Below are 15,820 nucleotides of genomic sequence, written 5' to 3'. Positions count from 1 at the left end.
TGGAACGCGCCGTACGAACGTTCGCGCAACCCTTCGCGCAGCAGCAGCGGCAACCCGAGCGCATCGGCGAACGGTTGGGCGGTCTGTTGCGCGCGCATCAGATCGCTCGAATACACCGCGTCGATCCGCGCGCCGTCGCGCGCCTCGCGCCCGAGCCGCGCCGCCAGCCGCTGCGCCTGCGCGAGCCCCGTATCGGCCAGCGGGATGTCGATATGCCCCTGGATGCGCTTGATGCGGTTCCAGGCCGTCTCGCCATGGCGGATGAAAAGAATCTGCGTGGTGGCCATCGCGGCGCGCCTCCGGGAAAGAATCAGGGCCGCACTTGCAGCCAGAACGTCACGGGGCCGTCGTTGACGAGCGACACCTGCATGTCGGCGCCAAACTCGCCCGTCTCGACGATCGGGTGCCGCGCCCGCGCGGCCGCGACGAAATAGTCGAACAACCGCGCGCCTTCGTCGGGCGGCGCGGCCGGCGTGAAGCTCGGACGCAGCCCGCTGTTGGTATCGGCCGCCAGCGTGAACTGCGACACGAGCAGCAGGCCGCCCGCGCGGCCTTCGCCGTCGATGTTCGACACCGGCAGGTTCATCTTGCCGGCTGCGTCGCTGAACACGCGGTAACCGAGCAGCTTCGCGAGCAGCTTGTCGGCCGCGGCCTCGGTATCGCCGCGCTCCGCGCAGACCAGCGCGAGCAGGCCCGCGCCGATCTCGCCCGTCTTGCGGCCGCCGACGCGCACGTCGGCACGCGTCACGCGCTGGATCAGCGCGATCATGCGGTCAGCGTGACGCGCGCGAAGCGGCGCTTGCCGACCTGCACGACGAACTCGCCGGCCTCGACCTTCAGGCCCTTGTCCGACACGGTCGCGCCGTCGATCTTCACGCCGCCCTGATCGATGTTGCGCAGCGCTTCGCTGGTCGACGGCACGAGGCCGGCCTGCTTCAGCAACTGACCGATCGCGAGCGGCGCACCGGCCAGCGTGACCGACGGAATGTCGTCCGGCACGCCGCCCTTCGCGCGGTGGTTGAAGTCGTCGAGCGCGCGCTCGGCGTCGGCCTGCGAGTGGAATCGCGCGACGATTTCCTGCGCGAGCAGCACCTTGAAATCGCGCGGATTGCGGCCGCCTTCGGCCTCGCGTTTGAAGCCGGCGATCTCGTCGAGGCTGCGGAACGACAGCAGCTCGAAGTAACGCCACATCAGCGTGTCCGAGATGCTCATCAGCTTGCCGAACATGTCGGTCGGCTTCTCGCTGATGCCGACGTAGTTGCCCTTCGACTTCGACATCTTCTCGACGCCGTCGAGGCCTTCGAGCAGCGGCATCGTCAGGATGCACTGCTGTTCCTGGCCGTACTGCTTCTGCAGTTCGCGACCGACCAGCAGGTTGAACTTCTGGTCGGTGCCGCCGAGTTCGAGATCGGCGTTCAGCGCGACCGAATCGTAGCCCTGCATCAGCGGGTACAGGAATTCGTGGATCGAGATCGGCACACCGCCCTGGAAGCGCTTCGTGAAATCCTCGCGCTCGAGAATCCGCGCGACCGTGTAGCGCGACGCGAGCTTGATCATCCCGTCCGCGCCGAGCGGCATCGACCATTCGCTGTTGTAGCGGATCTCGGTCTTGTCGCGATCGAGCACGAGCGCGGCCTGCTCGAAGTAGGTCTTCGCGTTCGATTCGATCTGCTCGCGCGTGAGCGGGGGGCGCGTCGCGTTGCGGCCCGACGGATCGCCGATCAGCGACGTGAAATCGCCGATCAGGAAGATCACCGTATGGCCGAGATCCTGCAACTGGCGCATCTTGTTCAGCACGACCGTATGGCCGATGTGGATGTCCGGTGCGGTCGGATCGAGGCCGAGCTTGATGCGCAGCGGCGTGCCGGTGGCTGCGCTGCGCGCGAGCTTCTGCGCGAACTCTTCCTCGATCAGCAGCTCGTCGACGCCGCGCTTCGTGACGGCGAGCGCATGCCGGACTTCGTCGGTGATCGGGAAAACGGGCTTGGAACTGGGTTCGGTGCTCATCGGTGCCAGGAAGAATGTCGCAAAAACAGGGATTTTCCCATAACTTGCGCGCGCATCGCTTAACGACGCGTCACGTTGCGCGGATAATCGGGCGCAAGGCGCGCGGCACCGGCCCGCGCCGCACGATCCAGGAGAACCCAACGTGCCGCAACGACAGCCGCAGCCTGCCCATCCGGTAGACGGCATCTATTTCGGGCTGATGTCGGGAACCAGCATGGACGGCGTCGACGGCGTCGCCGTGCGTTTCGAGGCCGGCCGCGCGCCGGTCGTGCTCGCGGAAGCGTTCGTCGGCTTCGCGCAATCGCTGCGCGACGCGTTGTTCGCGCTGCAGCAGCCCGGCGACGACGAAATCGACCGCGAATCGCTCGCCGCGAATGCGCTCGTCGCGCGCTATGCGGTGTGCTGCCATGAATTGCAGCGCACGGCCGGGCTGTCGCGCGACGAGATCCGCGCGATCGGCGTGCACGGCCAGACGGTGCGCCATCGCCCCGAGCGCGGCTATACGCGCCAGCTCAACAATCCGGCACTGCTCGCGGAGCTGACGCAGGTCGACGTGATCGCCGATTTCCGCAGCCGCGACGTGGCCGCCGGCGGTCACGGCGCGCCGCTCGCGCCCGCGTTCCATGCGACGGTGTTCGGCGCGCCGGGCGAAACGCGGGTCGTCTGCAATCTCGGCGGGATCAGCAACATCACGATCCTGCCTGGCGCGGACGGCGACGTGCGCGGCTTCGACTGCGGCCCCGCGAACGCGCTGATCGATGCCTGGGCGACCCGCCATCTGGGCAAGCCGTACGACGACGGCGGGAAGTTCGCCGCACGCGGCACCGTACAGGCATCGCTGCTCGACGCCCTGCTCGACGAACCGTATTTCACCGCGCCGCCGCCAAAGAGCACCGGACGCGATCTGTTCAATCCCGCATGGCTCGACGCCAGGCTCGCCGCGTTCCCGCAAGTTGCACCGGAGGACGTGCAGGCCACGCTCACCGCGCTCACCGCCGTGTCGGTGGCGCGCGAAATCGCGCAGCACGCGCCGGGCTGCAAGGCCGTGTTCGTATGCGGCGGCGGCGCACGCAATCCGGTGCTGCTCGATGCGCTTCGGCACGCACTACGCGAGGCCGGTGTGCCGGCCACCGTCGATACGACGGCCGCACTCGGCGTGCCGCCGCAGCAGGTCGAAGCGCTCGCGTTCGCGTGGCTCGCGTACCGCTTCACCGCGCGCCAGCCTGGCAATCTCGCGACGGTCACCGGCGCAGCCGGCAACCGCGTGCTCGGCGCGCTCTATCCGCGCTAACGCGATATCCGCCGCGCGCCGAGCGCCGCAGGGCGAGCGCGCATAAAAAAACGGGGCATGAAGCCCCGTTTTTCATTCCGGCGAACCGGCGCGGATCTGCCGTGCGCTCAGACCGAGAACGACGAACCGCACCCACAGGTGGTGGTCGCGTTCGGGTTCTTGATCACGAACTGGGCGCCGTTGAGGTCGTCCTTGTAGTCGATCTCGGCGCCGACCAGGTACTGGTAGCTCATCGAGTCGATCAGGAGCTGGACGCCGTTCTTGTTCATCACGGTGTCGTCCTCGTTGACTTCCTCGTCGAACGTGAAGCCATACTGGAAGCCCGAGCAGCCGCCACCCTGCACGAACACGCGCAGCTTCAGGTCGGGATTGCCCTCTTCGTCGATCAGTTGCTTGACCTTGTCGGCCGCGGCGTCGGTGAAGACGAACGGCAGCGGCATATCGGTCGTCGTTGCTGCGGTTTCGGTAACAGCGTTCATTCGAACTCTCCAAAAAGCTTTAGCCGCTATTGTAGGGCCGATCAGAAGATCGTGCTGATGTCCATGAAATCAATAGGTTCTTGTCGATTTCATCAAACGCGCCCGCGCGGGCGGCGGCCGCAGCGGCCCGGGTGCGGGTAGTCAGCGGGCATAAAAAAACCGCCAGCGTGAAAGCTGGCGGTTTTTCCGGCGGACGCCGCTCGAAAGCGGCGAGGCCATGAAGCGGAATTAACGCTTCGAGAACTGCTTTGCGCGGCGTGCCTTGCGCAGACCGACCTTCTTACGCTCGACTTCACGCGCATCGCGCGTGACGAAGCCTGCGCTCGACAGCGACGGCTTCAGCGTCGCATCGTAGTCGATCAGTGCACGGGTGATGCCGTGACGCACTGCGCCTGCCTGACCCGTTTCGCCGCCGCCGTTGACGTTCACCTTGATGTCGAACGTCTGGCCGTGGTTCGTGAGTTCCAGCGGTTGACGCACGATCATCAGCGACGTTTCGCGCGAGAAGTAGTCAGCGATGGGCTTGCCGTTGACGATGATGTCGCCCTTGCCAGCCTTGATGAAGACACGTGCGACTGCGCTCTTGCGGCGGCCCGTACCGTAGTTCCAGTTACCGATCATGTGGGTCCCCTTAGATCTCGAGCGCCTTCGGCTGTTGAGCCGAGTGCGGATGCGTCGCTTCTGCGTAGACCTTCAGCTTCTTGATCATCGCGTAGCCGAGCGGGCCCTTCGGCAGCATGCCCTTGACCGCCTTCTCGAGCGCGCGGCCCGGGAAGCGCTCTTGCATCTTGCCGAACGTCGTTTCATAGATACCGCCCGGGTAGCCCGAGTGACGGTAGTACTTCTTGTCCAGCGTCTTGTTGCCCGTGACCTTCAACTTGCTCGCGTTGATGATGATGATGAAATCACCAGTGTCGACGTGCGGGGTGAACTCAGGCTTGTGCTTGCCGCGCAGACGGCGTGCCACTTCGCTGGCAACACGGCCGAGAACCTTATCCGTCGCGTCAATCACGTACCATTCGCGCGTCACCTCATGGGCTTTTGCGGAAAACGTCTTCATGATCGATCCAAAAAAATTGCTTTGCCCGATGTGTTCTTCCTGCTTGTCTGTGTGCGCTTCGAGGCGCGGTGCAGGCTCTCCCTGTTCTTTTTCCGTGGGCATGAATGCGGAAAAGCCCTGAATTATAAAGGAAATACGGCTACGTGGTCAAAGAGAATCCACGTCCCGTGTTCGCGGCGGCCGAAATGCGCCAAAATCCGGTCGTGCCCCACCAAGCCAGGCGAACCGAGCGCCTGGGGAGGCACCCATCGACGCGCGGCACATGACCTTGCCGCGCCAGACCGGTCGAACCCGAAAAACAACAAACCAGCATGATGAAACAACGACTTACGCCCTTTCTGGCGGCCGCGCTGCTGGCCGTCGCGGCGCCCGCCGTCGCCGCCCGCTCCGGCTGCGAAGCCAAGCTCGACGCACTCGATGCACGCATCGCCGAAGCCCGGACTGCCCATGCCGAAGACCGCATCGCGCGCCTGCGCGCGGTGCGCGAGCGCGTCCGCCACTTCTGCGCACGCGGCCACGGCCACGCGTCGGCCGCCCGTGCGCCGGCGCCCGATGCCGACTCGCGCGGCACGCCGCCCGACGCGACTTCGCAGCCGGCTGCGCGACAGCCCGCGTGACGGTGCCGACGCGCGCAAGCCGCGCGCGGATGTTTGCATGGGACGAAAAAAAGCCCGAACGGCTGGTTCGGGCTTAATCCACCTTAGGAGGAGGGTGGAGGAGACATGCGGAGGTTGCCGCAGCGCGGCAACCAATGAGGATCATTATACGAATGCCCCGCCGACTTCACAAGAAAATTTGCATTGCGAAATCAAATACCACAATATGAGATTTCACCCGGAAAGCTCGTACGGACGCATTTCCTTTTGAAATCAAACATGTAAACCCATCGGACATGACCTAAAGCTGCCCTCGCCTAGAGCAAAACCCCTAAATCCAGCAGGGAAATCGTCGCTCTCCGCCCTGCCCGCCCGGCCCCGGCGTTGCGCGTCGTGCAGCGCATCAGCCGACCGTTGCGTCGCGGGCTACAATGCCGGATCGAATCCGAATCAGGCAACGCTGGAGTGCAAGCATGGAATGCAAAGTAAGCTGGATGGGCCAGGACGGCATGGCGTTTTCCGCCGAGACCGGCAGCGGGCACCTCGTCACGATGGACGGCGCGCCCGAAGGCGGCGGCCACAACCTCGCGCCGCGTCCGATGGAAATGGTGCTGCTCGGCACCGGCGGCTGCACCGCCTATGACGTCGTGCTGATCCTGAAGAAGAGCCGCCAGGAAGTGAGCGGCTGCTCGGTCACGCTGAAGGCCGAGCGTGCGAGCGAAGATCCGAAGGTGTTCACGAAGGTGCACTTCCACTTCACGGTCACCGGCCGCAACCTGAACCCGGCCACGGTCGAGCGCGCGATCAACCTGTCGCACGACAAGTACTGCTCCGCGTCGATCATGATCGCGAAGACGGCCGAACTCACGCATTCGTTCGACATCGTCGCCGCCTGAGCGCACAGCGCGCGCATGAAAAAAGGGCCGGCGCTCCGCAGGGAGCGCCGGCCCTTTCGCATTCGAACGGCAAAGCAGGCCGATAAGCCGGATTCTGTGCACGCTGCACGCCGAAGCGCGCAACGCGTGGCAGTCATTCCTCTAGGCGCGCCATTGCTGACGCGCTCAAGCTTCCTACCCGCAGACGAGACGGGGGCCCCGTCCTGCATCCGAAAATGCGCGCCTGCCTACTTGGAATTGCTCCGGGTGGAGGTTACCGTGCCGGCGAACGTCGCCGTCGCCGCGGTGCGCTCTTACCGCACCGTTTCACCCTTACCTGATCCCGGCTTGCGCCGGGCCATCGGCGGTTTGCTTTCTGTTGCCCTGTTCCGCGTGTCGCCACGGATGGCCGTTAGCCATCACCCTGCCCTGTGGAGTCCGGACTTTCCTCGCCCCCGCGCGCCCGAAGGCGCCGAGGCCGCGACTGCCTGGCCTGCTTTGCGACGCGCATTCTAGCACTGCGCGCCGCCGTCGGCAGCGCGCGAGCGGCGGCCGCGGCGAAACACGGCCGGATCGTCGTAGAACGCGGGGTCGGCGTTCGCCGCGCACCAGCCCGGCACGCCGAGCACCGGCAGCGGCGCGAAGTCGCGACTCGTCAGCGCGCACGTCGCGAGTTCGGCGGCGATTCGTGCATCGACGTGCGCGCTCCGTTCCGCGTCGGGCCATGAAAAATAGTCGGCGCTCACTTCGACGATCCATGCGTGCGCGGTGCAGGACTTGTAGGGTGCGACGAGCTGTTCGAGCAGCGCATGGCCGACGAGTCGCGCTTCGCAGCGCGTGCCCCACGCATCGCGCGCGGCCATCAGCAGCCGCGGCCAGTCGAAGCCGCGCAGCGCGTCGGCGAGCGCGCGGTCGGCGGTGACGAACAGCGCGGCGTTCTCGTCGAACAACGTGAGCGCGTCGCGCAACGTCCCGCGCACGGGGCCAACGCCGCCCGCCGCGTCGATCGCGGCGGCCTGGCGCGCGTTCAGCGCGGCCTTGATGCGCGGGTACGCGAACCAGACGAGCGCATTGAAGAAGTCGTGAAGAGTGTGGCGGGTCGGCACGTGGCCGGTGCCCGCGATATGGGTCTCGTACGCGACGCCGGGCGGCAGCTCGGCCTGCGGCACGAAGCGCAGCGGCCGGCCGCGGCCGGTGACGCGATCGCCGCCTCGTGACACGCCGCCCACCGCGCCGTTCAACGCACCGAGCAGCGCGGCCTCGCCCGCGCGGGCGGCCGCCTGCCACGCGCGGCCCGGCTCCGCGTAAGGCGCGAGCCACGGCGCGGACCAGTCGATCCGTGCGAAATCCGCCGCCGCGCGACCGGCCCCGGAGCCGGATTCGCGCGGCGGCGCGCCGGTCACGCCAGCTTCCAGCCGATCGTCTCGCCGCCGCGCAGCGGCACGACCGGCGTATCGCCCGCGAAGATCTCGCGCGGCAGTTCCCACGGCTCGCGGCGCAGCGTGACCGTCTCGGCGCTGCGCGGCAGCCCGTAGAAATCGGCGCCGAAGAAGCTCGCGAACCCTTCCAGCTTGTCGAGCGCGCCGGCCGTGTCGAACGCTTCCGCGTACAGTTCGAGCGCGTGCAGCGCCGTGTAGCAGCCCGCGCAGCCGCACGCGGTTTCCTTCGCGTCGCGCGCATGCGGCGCGCTGTCGGTGCCGAGGAAGAAGCGCGGATTGCCCGACGTCGCGGCCTCGACCAGCGCCACGCGATGCGTCTCGCGCTTGAGCACCGGCAGGCAGTAGTAATGCGGGCGAATTCCGCCGACGAACAGCGCGTTGCGGTTGTACAGCAGGTGATGCGCGGTGATCGTCGCGCCGAGCAGGCCGGGCGCCGCGTCGGCATCGCGTACGTAGTCGGCCGCGTCCTTCGTCGTGATGTGCTCGAACACGACCTTCAGGCCCGGGAAATCGCGGCGCAGCGGCGTCATCACGCGGTCGATGAACACCTTCTCGCGGTCGAACAGGTCGATCGACGCATCGGTCACCTCGCCGTGCACGAGCAGCGGCATGCCGGTTTCCTGCATCGCCTCGAGCGTTTTCGCGCATTTCGCGAGATCGGTGACGCCATGGTCGGAGTTCGTCGTCGCGCCTGCCGGATACAGCTTCACGCCGTGCACGAAGCCGCTTTCGCGCGCGCGGCGGATCTCGTCGGGCGGCGTGTTGTCGGTCAGGTACAGCGTCATCAGCGGCTCGAACGTCATCCCGGCCGGCAGCGCGGCGAGGATGCGCTCGCGATAGGCCTGCGCCTGCGCGGTGGTCGTGACCGGCGGCTTCAGGTTCGGCATGACGATGGCGCGGCCGAACTGGCGGGCGGTGTGCGGCAGCACGGCGGCGAGCATGTCGCCGTCGCGCAGGTGCAGGTGCCAGTCGTCGGGACGGGCGAGCGAAAGCGTCGCCGGGGAAGAAGCGTTCGAGGCAGTCATAGGAGGCGTCGTGAGGAACGGGCTTGCCATCGGCGGGGCCGGAACGCGCGTGCGCGGGCCGACTGACGGCAAACCGCAACACGGGGCCTTTGGCCAGCGGAATCCGCTTTTTACCGCTCAGGGCTCGGTGATATGCTAGAAGCCGCATTGTACCGGGGTTCGCCCGGTTCGTTACCCCCCGCTTCAGCCTGCCGCCCCACGTAAAATGTGCCAACTCCTTGGAATGAACTGCGCCGCGCCGACGGACGTCACATTCTCCTTCACAGGTTTCGCGGCCCGGGGCGGGCTCACCGATCACCATGCCGACGGCTGGGGCATCGCGTTCTTCGAAGACAAGGCCTGCCGTCTCTTCATCGATCACCAGGCATCGGCCACGTCGCCGATCGCCGAAATGGTGAAGCGCTACCCGATCAAGTCCAAGAACACGATCGCCCACATCCGCAAGGCGACGCAAGGGCACATCCTGCTCGAGAACAGCCATCCGTTCATGCGCGAGCTGTGGGGCCGGCACTGGATCTTCGCGCATAACGGCGACCTGCAGGACTACGCGCCGGACATGGACGGCAGTGTCTACCACCCGGTCGGCACGACCGACAGCGAACAGGCGTTCTGCGTGCTGATGCAGGGGCTGCGCGAGGCCTTTCCCGGCGCGCAGCCGCCGCTGCCCGAGCTGTTCGAGCGGGTCGGCGAACTGACGCGCGGCATCACCGATCACGGCGTGTTCAACTTCCTGATGTCGAATGGCCAGGCGCTCTTCGCGCACTGCTCGACGCGGCTGCACTACCTCGTGCGGCGCTGGCCGTTCTCGACCGCGCATCTCGTCGACGAAGACCTGTCGATCGACTTCGCGAAATACACGACCCCCGAGGATCGCGTCGCGGTGATCGCGACGCAGCCGCTCACCGACAACGAAGTCTGGACCGCGTTCGAGCCGGGCGAGCTGATCATGTTCCAGTGCGGCGACGTCGCCGCGCGGATGCAGATTCCGGTGCCCGAGCGCGTGCTCGAGAAGCTGCGCAACCCGTCGCTCGATGCGTCGGCATCCGCGCCGCGCGCGGTGGTTCGCGAAGCGCTCGCCACCGCGGCCGACGGCGATGCCGACGACGCGATCGATTTCTGAAGCCCGGCGCGGCATCGGCTGCGCTCGCTTTCCGAACTGCTGCGCGCACTTCATGCGTCATCGGCGCAAATCGCCTCGCTCCGGTCAATACGGTTTCGTTTTAACCGCCACCCGGCGCAATCGATTGACATCGCCCGACATCCGCTTGATTTTATTAATTTACAAGCGAAAGCAAATAAAAGATGGAATCAGAAAAATAACCATCAATTAAAACAAGAACCCCTGATCCGGATTTTAACGCACCGCATCTGCCGGAACCGTTCGCTATCCCACCTACTCCGGCAGCCGTTCCAGATCTCCGCAAAACCCCTTCCAGCCCGCCCCGCCATAGCCTTCGGTTCGATTAACCACACAAATCAAAAATACCACGCATTACGGTTCGCATCATTACAGTTTCCAGTTTCTCGATAATCGACGGCCATCTGAATCAGTAGACTCCGCCCATCCTCGGTGTAACGAAACACGATTGGCGCGACACGCTGCCATAGCCGCCGCGCGCCCCTTCGGATCATTTCCCCACCGCGGAATGCGAATTCGCCGAATAACGGCGAATGCCACGTCAAAAAGAAGAAAGAGGGGTATGTCGTGAATCACTCATTTCGATCGATATGGAGCGAGGCCGCCGGCTGCTGGGTCGCGGTCGCGGAAACGACCCAGACGCGCGGCAAGCGCTCGGGCGCTGCATCGGGGCCAAGTCAGCGCACCGCCCGCAAGGCAACGCATCACGCAACGCGCCGGTCGCCGCTTCGTGTCGCGGCGCTCGGCGCCGCACTGGCGGCACTGTCGGCCGGCACCGTGCACGCATCGACCTGCGGCAACGGCGCGGCCGTCGCGAACGGCGGCACCTGCGCGCTCGGCAGTTTCAGCCCGACCGTCAACAACGATCTCGTCGGCGCCACGACCGTGTCGGGCGGCGACCGGGTCGGCCTGACCGGCGCCTGGACGGGCGCGACCGGCGACATGGGCTACACGCCGATGCCGCTCGGCAACACGTCCATCATTTCGGGCAACCCGAATCAGCCGTTGGTCACGCTCGGCGGCAAGACGCAAAGCGTCGGCACCCCCGATTCGATCACGGGCAGCCGCACGTCCGTCGCCACTTACGACTCGTCCGCGTTCGTGTCATCGACCGCGGGCTCGACCGTCGTGCAGGTCTACCACGACGTGAACGACAACCAGTACGTGAACACGCGGATCGGCACGGTCGCGAATTCGGGCGGCACGCTCGACGTATCGATCGGCAACCCCGCGAACGCACCTGCGGCAACCGGCAACGTGATGACGATCGCGGCCAAGCAGAGCGATCTCGCCTACGCGGACGGCACCGGCTCGGCACCCAGCGTCATCAACTGGAATTCGCGCAACCAGATCTGGTTCATCACCGGCGACTATCTCGCGAGCGGCGGCCCCGTCGGCAGCATCGAGCTCGACGTGCCGACCTACGCAGGCACCTTCACCGCGTTCGACGGCAGCACGTGGACCGTCACCGACGCCGCGTCGCTCGCCGCGTACAACGACTTTCTCGTGCGTTCGGTCCGCAACGGCGCGCTCGGCTCGCAGACCGCCTACGACACCGCGTTCGGCCAGGCCGTGACACTTTCCCCGCAGACCTTCGAGTATGCGAACGACGTATCGCCCGGCGACAAGAACGCGCTGCCCAGAAACTACCCGTCCGCGATGCACGGCACGGGCGCGAACGCTACGCTGCACATCGGCAAGGACGGTCAGATCGACTTCCGCGGCTCCAACACGATCGATGAGAGCGCGGCCGTCGTCGCGGAGAACGGCGCGCACTTCGTCAACGACGGGCGCCTGTCGGGCGACTTCACGCTGGTGCGCCTGCTGAGCGGCGCGAGCGGCGTCAACAACGGCACGATCTCGTCCGGCTATACGGCTGGCGACAACGTCAACACGGGGGGCGCCACCCCTTCCGACAACTTCGGGCTCAACACGTACGTCGAAGGCAGCGGCGTGTACGCGAACGGCGCCGGCACGACGTTCGTCAACAACGGCGTGATGAACGTCGGCGCCTGGAATCTCACCCGCAACCGGCTCGACCTGCAGAACTACGCGGTAGCCGCCACGGACGGCGCGCGCGCGTCGAACGCCGGCACGATCAACGTCGGCGTCAACGCGACGACGCTCGACAGCCAGGTGATCGGCGGCCTCGTCGCCGGCGGCAGCTTCACGAACGAAGCCGGCGGCACGATCTATCTCGGCCGCGCCGCGCAGTACGACCCCAGCTCCCCCGAAGCCGCGAACGACGTCGCGCTGTCCGCGCACGGGTACGGCATCCTGCTCGGCGCGTCGGGCACCGCCAGCAACCTCGGCACGATCGTGATCGGCACGCAGACGCAGAACGGCGCCGCGCTGGCGAGCATCGGCTCGAGCGCCGGCACGCTGACCAACGCGGGCGCGATCGTCGTCAACGGCGCGGCGCCCGGCACGCCGCTCGCCAACGTCGGCATGCTCGCGGCCGACACCGCCGCGACCGTGACCAATACGGGCACGATCACGCTGAATGGCGTGAACGGCATCGGCATCATGGTCGTCGGCACCGGCACGAACGCGACGGCCGCGACGTCGACCGGCACGATCAACGTGGCCGGCGGCCTCGATCCCGCGTCGGGCACGCGCAACTACGGCGTCTGGGCCGAAGGGCCGCTCGCGAAAGCCACGCTCGACGGTGCGCTGAACCTGACGGGCACCGGCGCGATCGGCGTGCACGCGCGTTCCGGCGCGACGATCGACGTCGGCGCGAACGCCGTGCCGGCCTTCATGTCCGGCACGCACCAGATCGGCTTCTATGCATACGGCGCAGGCTCGAAAATCAACGTCGCCGCGCAGCACCTGAGTGTCGACACCGACGATTCGACGCTGTTCCGCGTCGCGGGCGGCGCGGCCTACACGGGCGCGTCGGCGGCCGGCGCACTGATCACCGACGTCAACGGCCAGCGCGCGCGCGGCGTGCTCGCGACCGACGTCGGCACCACGCTGTCGACCGGCAACGCGATCTACGACGTCAAAGGCGCGAACGGCATCGCGATCGCGGTCGAAGGCGGCGCGAAAGGCACGATCGACCCGGGCACGACGATCAACCTGAACGCGGCCGGCGCGACCGCGGGCATCGTCGACGGCCAGGCGCACGACCTCGCCGGCGCGGCTGCCGGCGCACCGGTCGCGACGACGCTGACCAATCACGCCGCCGTCACGTCGTCGACCGCCGGCGTGACCGGCTTCATCGCGCAGAACCTCGGCACGCTCGAGAACCGCAGCACGGTGTGGCTGACCGGCGCCGGCTCGACGGGCGTCGTGGCCGGCGCGCTCGGCACGGTGAACAACGCGTCGACGATCCGCGTCTCCAACGGCACCGGCGCGCTCGTGCAGGGTGCGTCGGCCACGCTCGCCAATGCGGGTTCGATCGAAGCCGACGACGGGATCGCGGGCGTGCGTCTCACGGGGGCCGGCGCATCGGTCGCGCTGTCGGGCGCGGGCACCGTCGTCGCGAACGGCAGCGCCGACGGCGTGCTGATCGACTCGACCGTGACGGACGGCGGGATCGCGGCCGGGGCGACGTCGATCGCGGTCGGCGGCTCGGGCAGCGGCATCCGCAACCTCGGTGCGAATGCAACGATCGCACTGTCCGGCACGCAGGTCGCCACGACCGGCAACGGCGCCGCCGGCCTCGCGTCGACCGGTGCGGGTGCACGTATCGCGACCGATGCGGCCACGGTCGTCCGCACGGCGGGGGCCGACGCGCTCGGCCTGTCCGTGTCGGGTGCCGATTCCACGCTCACGGCCAACGGAACGACCGTCGCGACGACCGGCGCGAACGCGCATGCGATCGTCATGGACGGCCGCGCGACAGCCCTGCTGTCGGGCGCGAAGATTTCCGCATCGGGTGCCGCGGCCGATGGCATCGTCGCGCAAAACGGCGGCCGCATCGCCGATACGGGTTCGTCGCTCGCCAGCGTGGCCGGCAACGGCGCCACCGCGAACAGCGGCGGCGTGCTCGCGTTGACCGGCACGGCGCTCACGGGCGCGACGGCCGGCGTGCTGACGTCGGACACGCTCGCGAACGGCGCGACCAGCTCGGTGCTCGTCGACGGCGGCAGCGTGACGTCCGCCACCGGGCCGGCGTTCGCCGCGCGCGGCGGCACGGCCGACATCGCGGTACGCAACGGCACGGTCGTGACGGCCGGCAACGGCACGCTGCTGAACCTCGCGAACGGCAGCAACGTGACGTTCAGCGCATCGGCGGTCAACCTCGCGGGCGACATCGTGTCGGACGCGTCGAGCACCGGCAACGTGCTCCTCGCGAACGGCACGACGCTGACCGGGAAGATCGACCCGGTCGCACTGAGTGTCGACGGCACGAGCACGTGGCGCATGACGGGCAGTTCGGTCCTGAGCAGCCTGAACAACGCGGGCCTCGTCGCATTCGCCGCGCCGACCGGCTCGCCGACGCTGACCGGCAGCTACAAGACGCTGACGACCGGCGGCTACGTCGGCAACGGTGGCACGCTCGCGCTGAATACGTATCTCGGCGCCGATACGTCACCGACCGACCGGCTGATCGTGAACGGCGGCACGGCGAGCGGCACGACCGGCCTGAAGATCGCCAACACGGCCGGCACCGGCGCGCAGACGACCGGCGACGGGATTCCCGTGGTCGTCACGGCCAACGGCGGCACGACCGCCGCGTCGGCATTCCATCTTGCCGGCCCGGTACAGGCCGGCGCGTACGAATACCGGCTCTATCGCGGCGGGCAAGGCGACGCGAACGGCTGGTACCTGCGCTCGCAACTCGACCAGACCGATCCCGGCGACCCGATCCACCCGTCCGGCGGCGGCGACGGCGGCAACAACGGGAATGGCAACGCAAACGGCAACGGCGGCACGCTCGCGTATCGTCCGGGCGTGTCCGGTTACGCGATGACGCCGCTGCTGAACGCCGACTACGGCTTCTCGACGCTCGGCAGGCTGCACGAGCGCGTCGGCGACATCTACAACGTCGAGAAACAGCAGCCCGGCAATCGCGACGGCGTGTGGGGGCGCATCGGCGGCCAGAGCCTCGATGCGAACGCGGGCCGTTTCTCGGCCGACGAACGCACGTTCTTCGCGCAGTTCGGCAAGGACTGGACCCTCGACCAGGCGCCCGACGGCGCCGGCAGCACGCACGCGGGCGTGACGGCCAGCATCGGCGTGTCGAACGCGAGCTTCAGCGACATGGCGCGCGCAGGCTCGCCCGACCTGTCGACGTCGACCGGCTCGGTCGAGATGCACGCGCAGAGCGTCGGCGGCTACTGGACGCGCTATCTGCCCGACGGCACCTACTTCGACAGCGTCGGGCAGGTCACGCACTACGGCAACCGCTATCGCGACAGCTACGGCAACGAGGCGTCGCAGAACGGCTTCGGCGTCGCGCTGTCGCAGGAAGTCGGCAAGCCGTTCGCGATCGGCACGTTGCCGGTCGCGGTCGAGCCGCAAGCGCAGCTGATGTATCAGTACCTGAAGCTGAACGGGTTCAACGACAACGTGTCGGCCGTATCGGGCACGACGACGAATGCGCTGCGCGGCCGCGTCGGCGTGCGCATTTTCCGGCCGAACCTCCAGTCGGACGCGGGCGGCGGCGCCGCGACGCCGTACTTCACGGCCGACGTGCTGCACGACTTCCTGTCGCCGGGGCAGACCGTGGTCGGCGGCACGCCGTTCGCGACGCATCTCGGGCGCACCTGGTACGAGCTCGGCGTCGGCGTGACCGCCGGCTTCGGCAAGTCGGGCGAGCTGTACGCGAACGCGAAGATCGCACGCAACATCGGCGGCGATTACCGGCGCGGAATCGTCGGACAGGTCGGCTACCGGTACAGCTGGTAACGCCCGGCGACGGACGAAAAAAAACCGCCCGGCTGCGTGCCGGGCGGTTTT

At 67.4% G+C, this 15,820-nt stretch carries 13 protein-coding genes and 1 other RNA gene; 5 read left to right on the top strand and 9 right to left on the bottom strand.

Annotation, left to right across the window (positions count from 1 at the left end; translation table 11 throughout):
• The 3 genes from AP428_RS00705 to tyrS form a co-directional block, all read right to left on the bottom strand.
• The coding region (locus tag AP428_RS00705; RefSeq protein ID WP_197285579.1) for a histidine phosphatase family protein at positions 1 to 287 on the bottom strand (287 nt) is incomplete at its 3' end.
• Positions 288 to 310: 23 nt separating this feature from the next.
• Positions 311 to 769, bottom strand: a complete 459-nt coding sequence (dtd, locus tag AP428_RS00700) for a D-aminoacyl-tRNA deacylase (protein WP_054927362.1) — start codon at positions 767 to 769, stop codon at positions 311 to 313.
• Positions 766 to 2,007, bottom strand: coding sequence for a tyrosine--tRNA ligase (gene tyrS / locus AP428_RS00695; RefSeq protein ID WP_054927361.1), 1,242 nt, complete (start codon positions 2,005 to 2,007; stop codon positions 766 to 768). The genes dtd and tyrS overlap by 4 nt, the downstream gene beginning before the upstream one ends.
• Before the next feature lie 142 nt (positions 2,008 to 2,149).
• On the opposite strand from tyrS, the gene AP428_RS00690 reads away from it, so the two are divergent.
• Positions 2,150 to 3,298: an anhydro-N-acetylmuramic acid kinase gene (locus AP428_RS00690; protein ID WP_054927360.1), complete on the top strand. Its 1,149-nt coding sequence runs from the start codon at positions 2,150 to 2,152 to the stop codon at positions 3,296 to 3,298.
• A 107-nt stretch (positions 3,299 to 3,405) separates the two neighbouring features.
• Here AP428_RS00690 and erpA read toward each other — a convergent pair whose 3' ends face one another.
• From erpA to rplM, 3 genes are all read right to left on the bottom strand, one after another.
• Positions 3,406 to 3,777 (bottom strand): iron-sulfur cluster insertion protein ErpA, encoded by a 372-nt coding sequence (erpA, locus tag AP428_RS00685; protein ID WP_006476903.1) that lies wholly within the window; start codon positions 3,775 to 3,777, stop codon positions 3,406 to 3,408.
• Positions 3,778 to 4,005: 228 nt separating this feature from the next.
• Positions 4,006 to 4,398 carry a 30S ribosomal protein S9 gene (gene rpsI / locus AP428_RS00680; RefSeq protein WP_006476904.1) on the bottom strand — a complete coding sequence of 131 codons (393 nt, stop codon included), beginning with the start codon at positions 4,396 to 4,398 and terminating at the stop codon, positions 4,006 to 4,008.
• A 10-nt stretch (positions 4,399 to 4,408) separates the two neighbouring features.
• A complete protein-coding gene (gene rplM, locus AP428_RS00675) occupies positions 4,409 to 4,837 on the bottom strand; it encodes a 50S ribosomal protein L13 (protein ID WP_009687896.1) in 429 nt (142 codons plus the stop codon).
• A 311-nt stretch (positions 4,838 to 5,148) separates the two neighbouring features.
• Between rplM and AP428_RS00670 the strand changes: the two genes are divergently transcribed.
• Complete coding sequence (locus AP428_RS00670) at positions 5,149 to 5,454, top strand: DUF1090 family protein (RefSeq protein ID WP_027813213.1); 306 nt, start codon at positions 5,149 to 5,151, stop codon at positions 5,452 to 5,454.
• Between the two features lie 410 nt (positions 5,455 to 5,864).
• The gene (locus tag AP428_RS00665; protein ID WP_074801272.1) at positions 5,865 to 6,329 is read left to right on the top strand and encodes an OsmC family protein; all 465 of its coding nucleotides are present in this window, start codon (positions 5,865 to 5,867) and stop codon (positions 6,327 to 6,329) included.
• Positions 6,330 to 6,396: 67 nt separating this feature from the next.
• On the opposite strand, the gene rnpB is transcribed toward AP428_RS00665, so the two are convergent.
• The 3 genes from rnpB to pyrC all read right to left on the bottom strand — a co-directional run bounded on the left by rnpB (position 6,397) and on the right by pyrC (position 8,772).
• Positions 6,397 to 6,808, bottom strand: an RNA gene (rnpB, locus tag AP428_RS00710) — RNase P RNA component class A.
• Between the two features lie 12 nt (positions 6,809 to 6,820).
• Positions 6,821 to 7,711: a DUF3025 domain-containing protein gene (locus tag AP428_RS00660; RefSeq protein ID WP_054927359.1), complete on the bottom strand. Its 891-nt coding sequence runs from the start codon at positions 7,709 to 7,711 to the stop codon at positions 6,821 to 6,823.
• Complete coding sequence (gene pyrC / locus AP428_RS00655) at positions 7,708 to 8,772, bottom strand: dihydroorotase (protein WP_027807462.1); 1,065 nt, start codon at positions 8,770 to 8,772, stop codon at positions 7,708 to 7,710. The genes AP428_RS00660 and pyrC overlap by 4 nt, the downstream gene beginning before the upstream one ends.
• A 205-nt stretch (positions 8,773 to 8,977) precedes the next feature.
• Here pyrC and AP428_RS00650 point away from each other — a divergent pair, with 205 nt between their 5' ends.
• Together AP428_RS00650 and AP428_RS00645 are read left to right on the top strand one after the other, a co-directional pair.
• Positions 8,978 to 9,892, top strand: coding sequence for a class II glutamine amidotransferase (locus AP428_RS00650; protein ID WP_006476906.1), 915 nt, complete (start codon positions 8,978 to 8,980; stop codon positions 9,890 to 9,892).
• A gap of 585 nt (positions 9,893 to 10,477) precedes the next feature.
• On the top strand, positions 10,478 to 15,769 hold the full coding sequence (locus AP428_RS00645) for an autotransporter outer membrane beta-barrel domain-containing protein (RefSeq protein WP_054927358.1): 5,292 nt from the start codon (positions 10,478 to 10,480) through the stop codon (positions 15,767 to 15,769).
• Positions 15,770 to 15,820 lie beyond the last annotated feature (51 nt).

Origin of the sequence: Burkholderia sp. E168m22 (assembly GCF_001319805.1) — a bacterium.
Taxonomy (GTDB): Bacteria; Pseudomonadota; Gammaproteobacteria; order Burkholderiales; family Burkholderiaceae; genus Burkholderia; species Burkholderia orbicola.
Note: the sequence above shows the minus strand (reverse complement) of the source record. Positions and strands in the feature narration are given on the sequence as shown.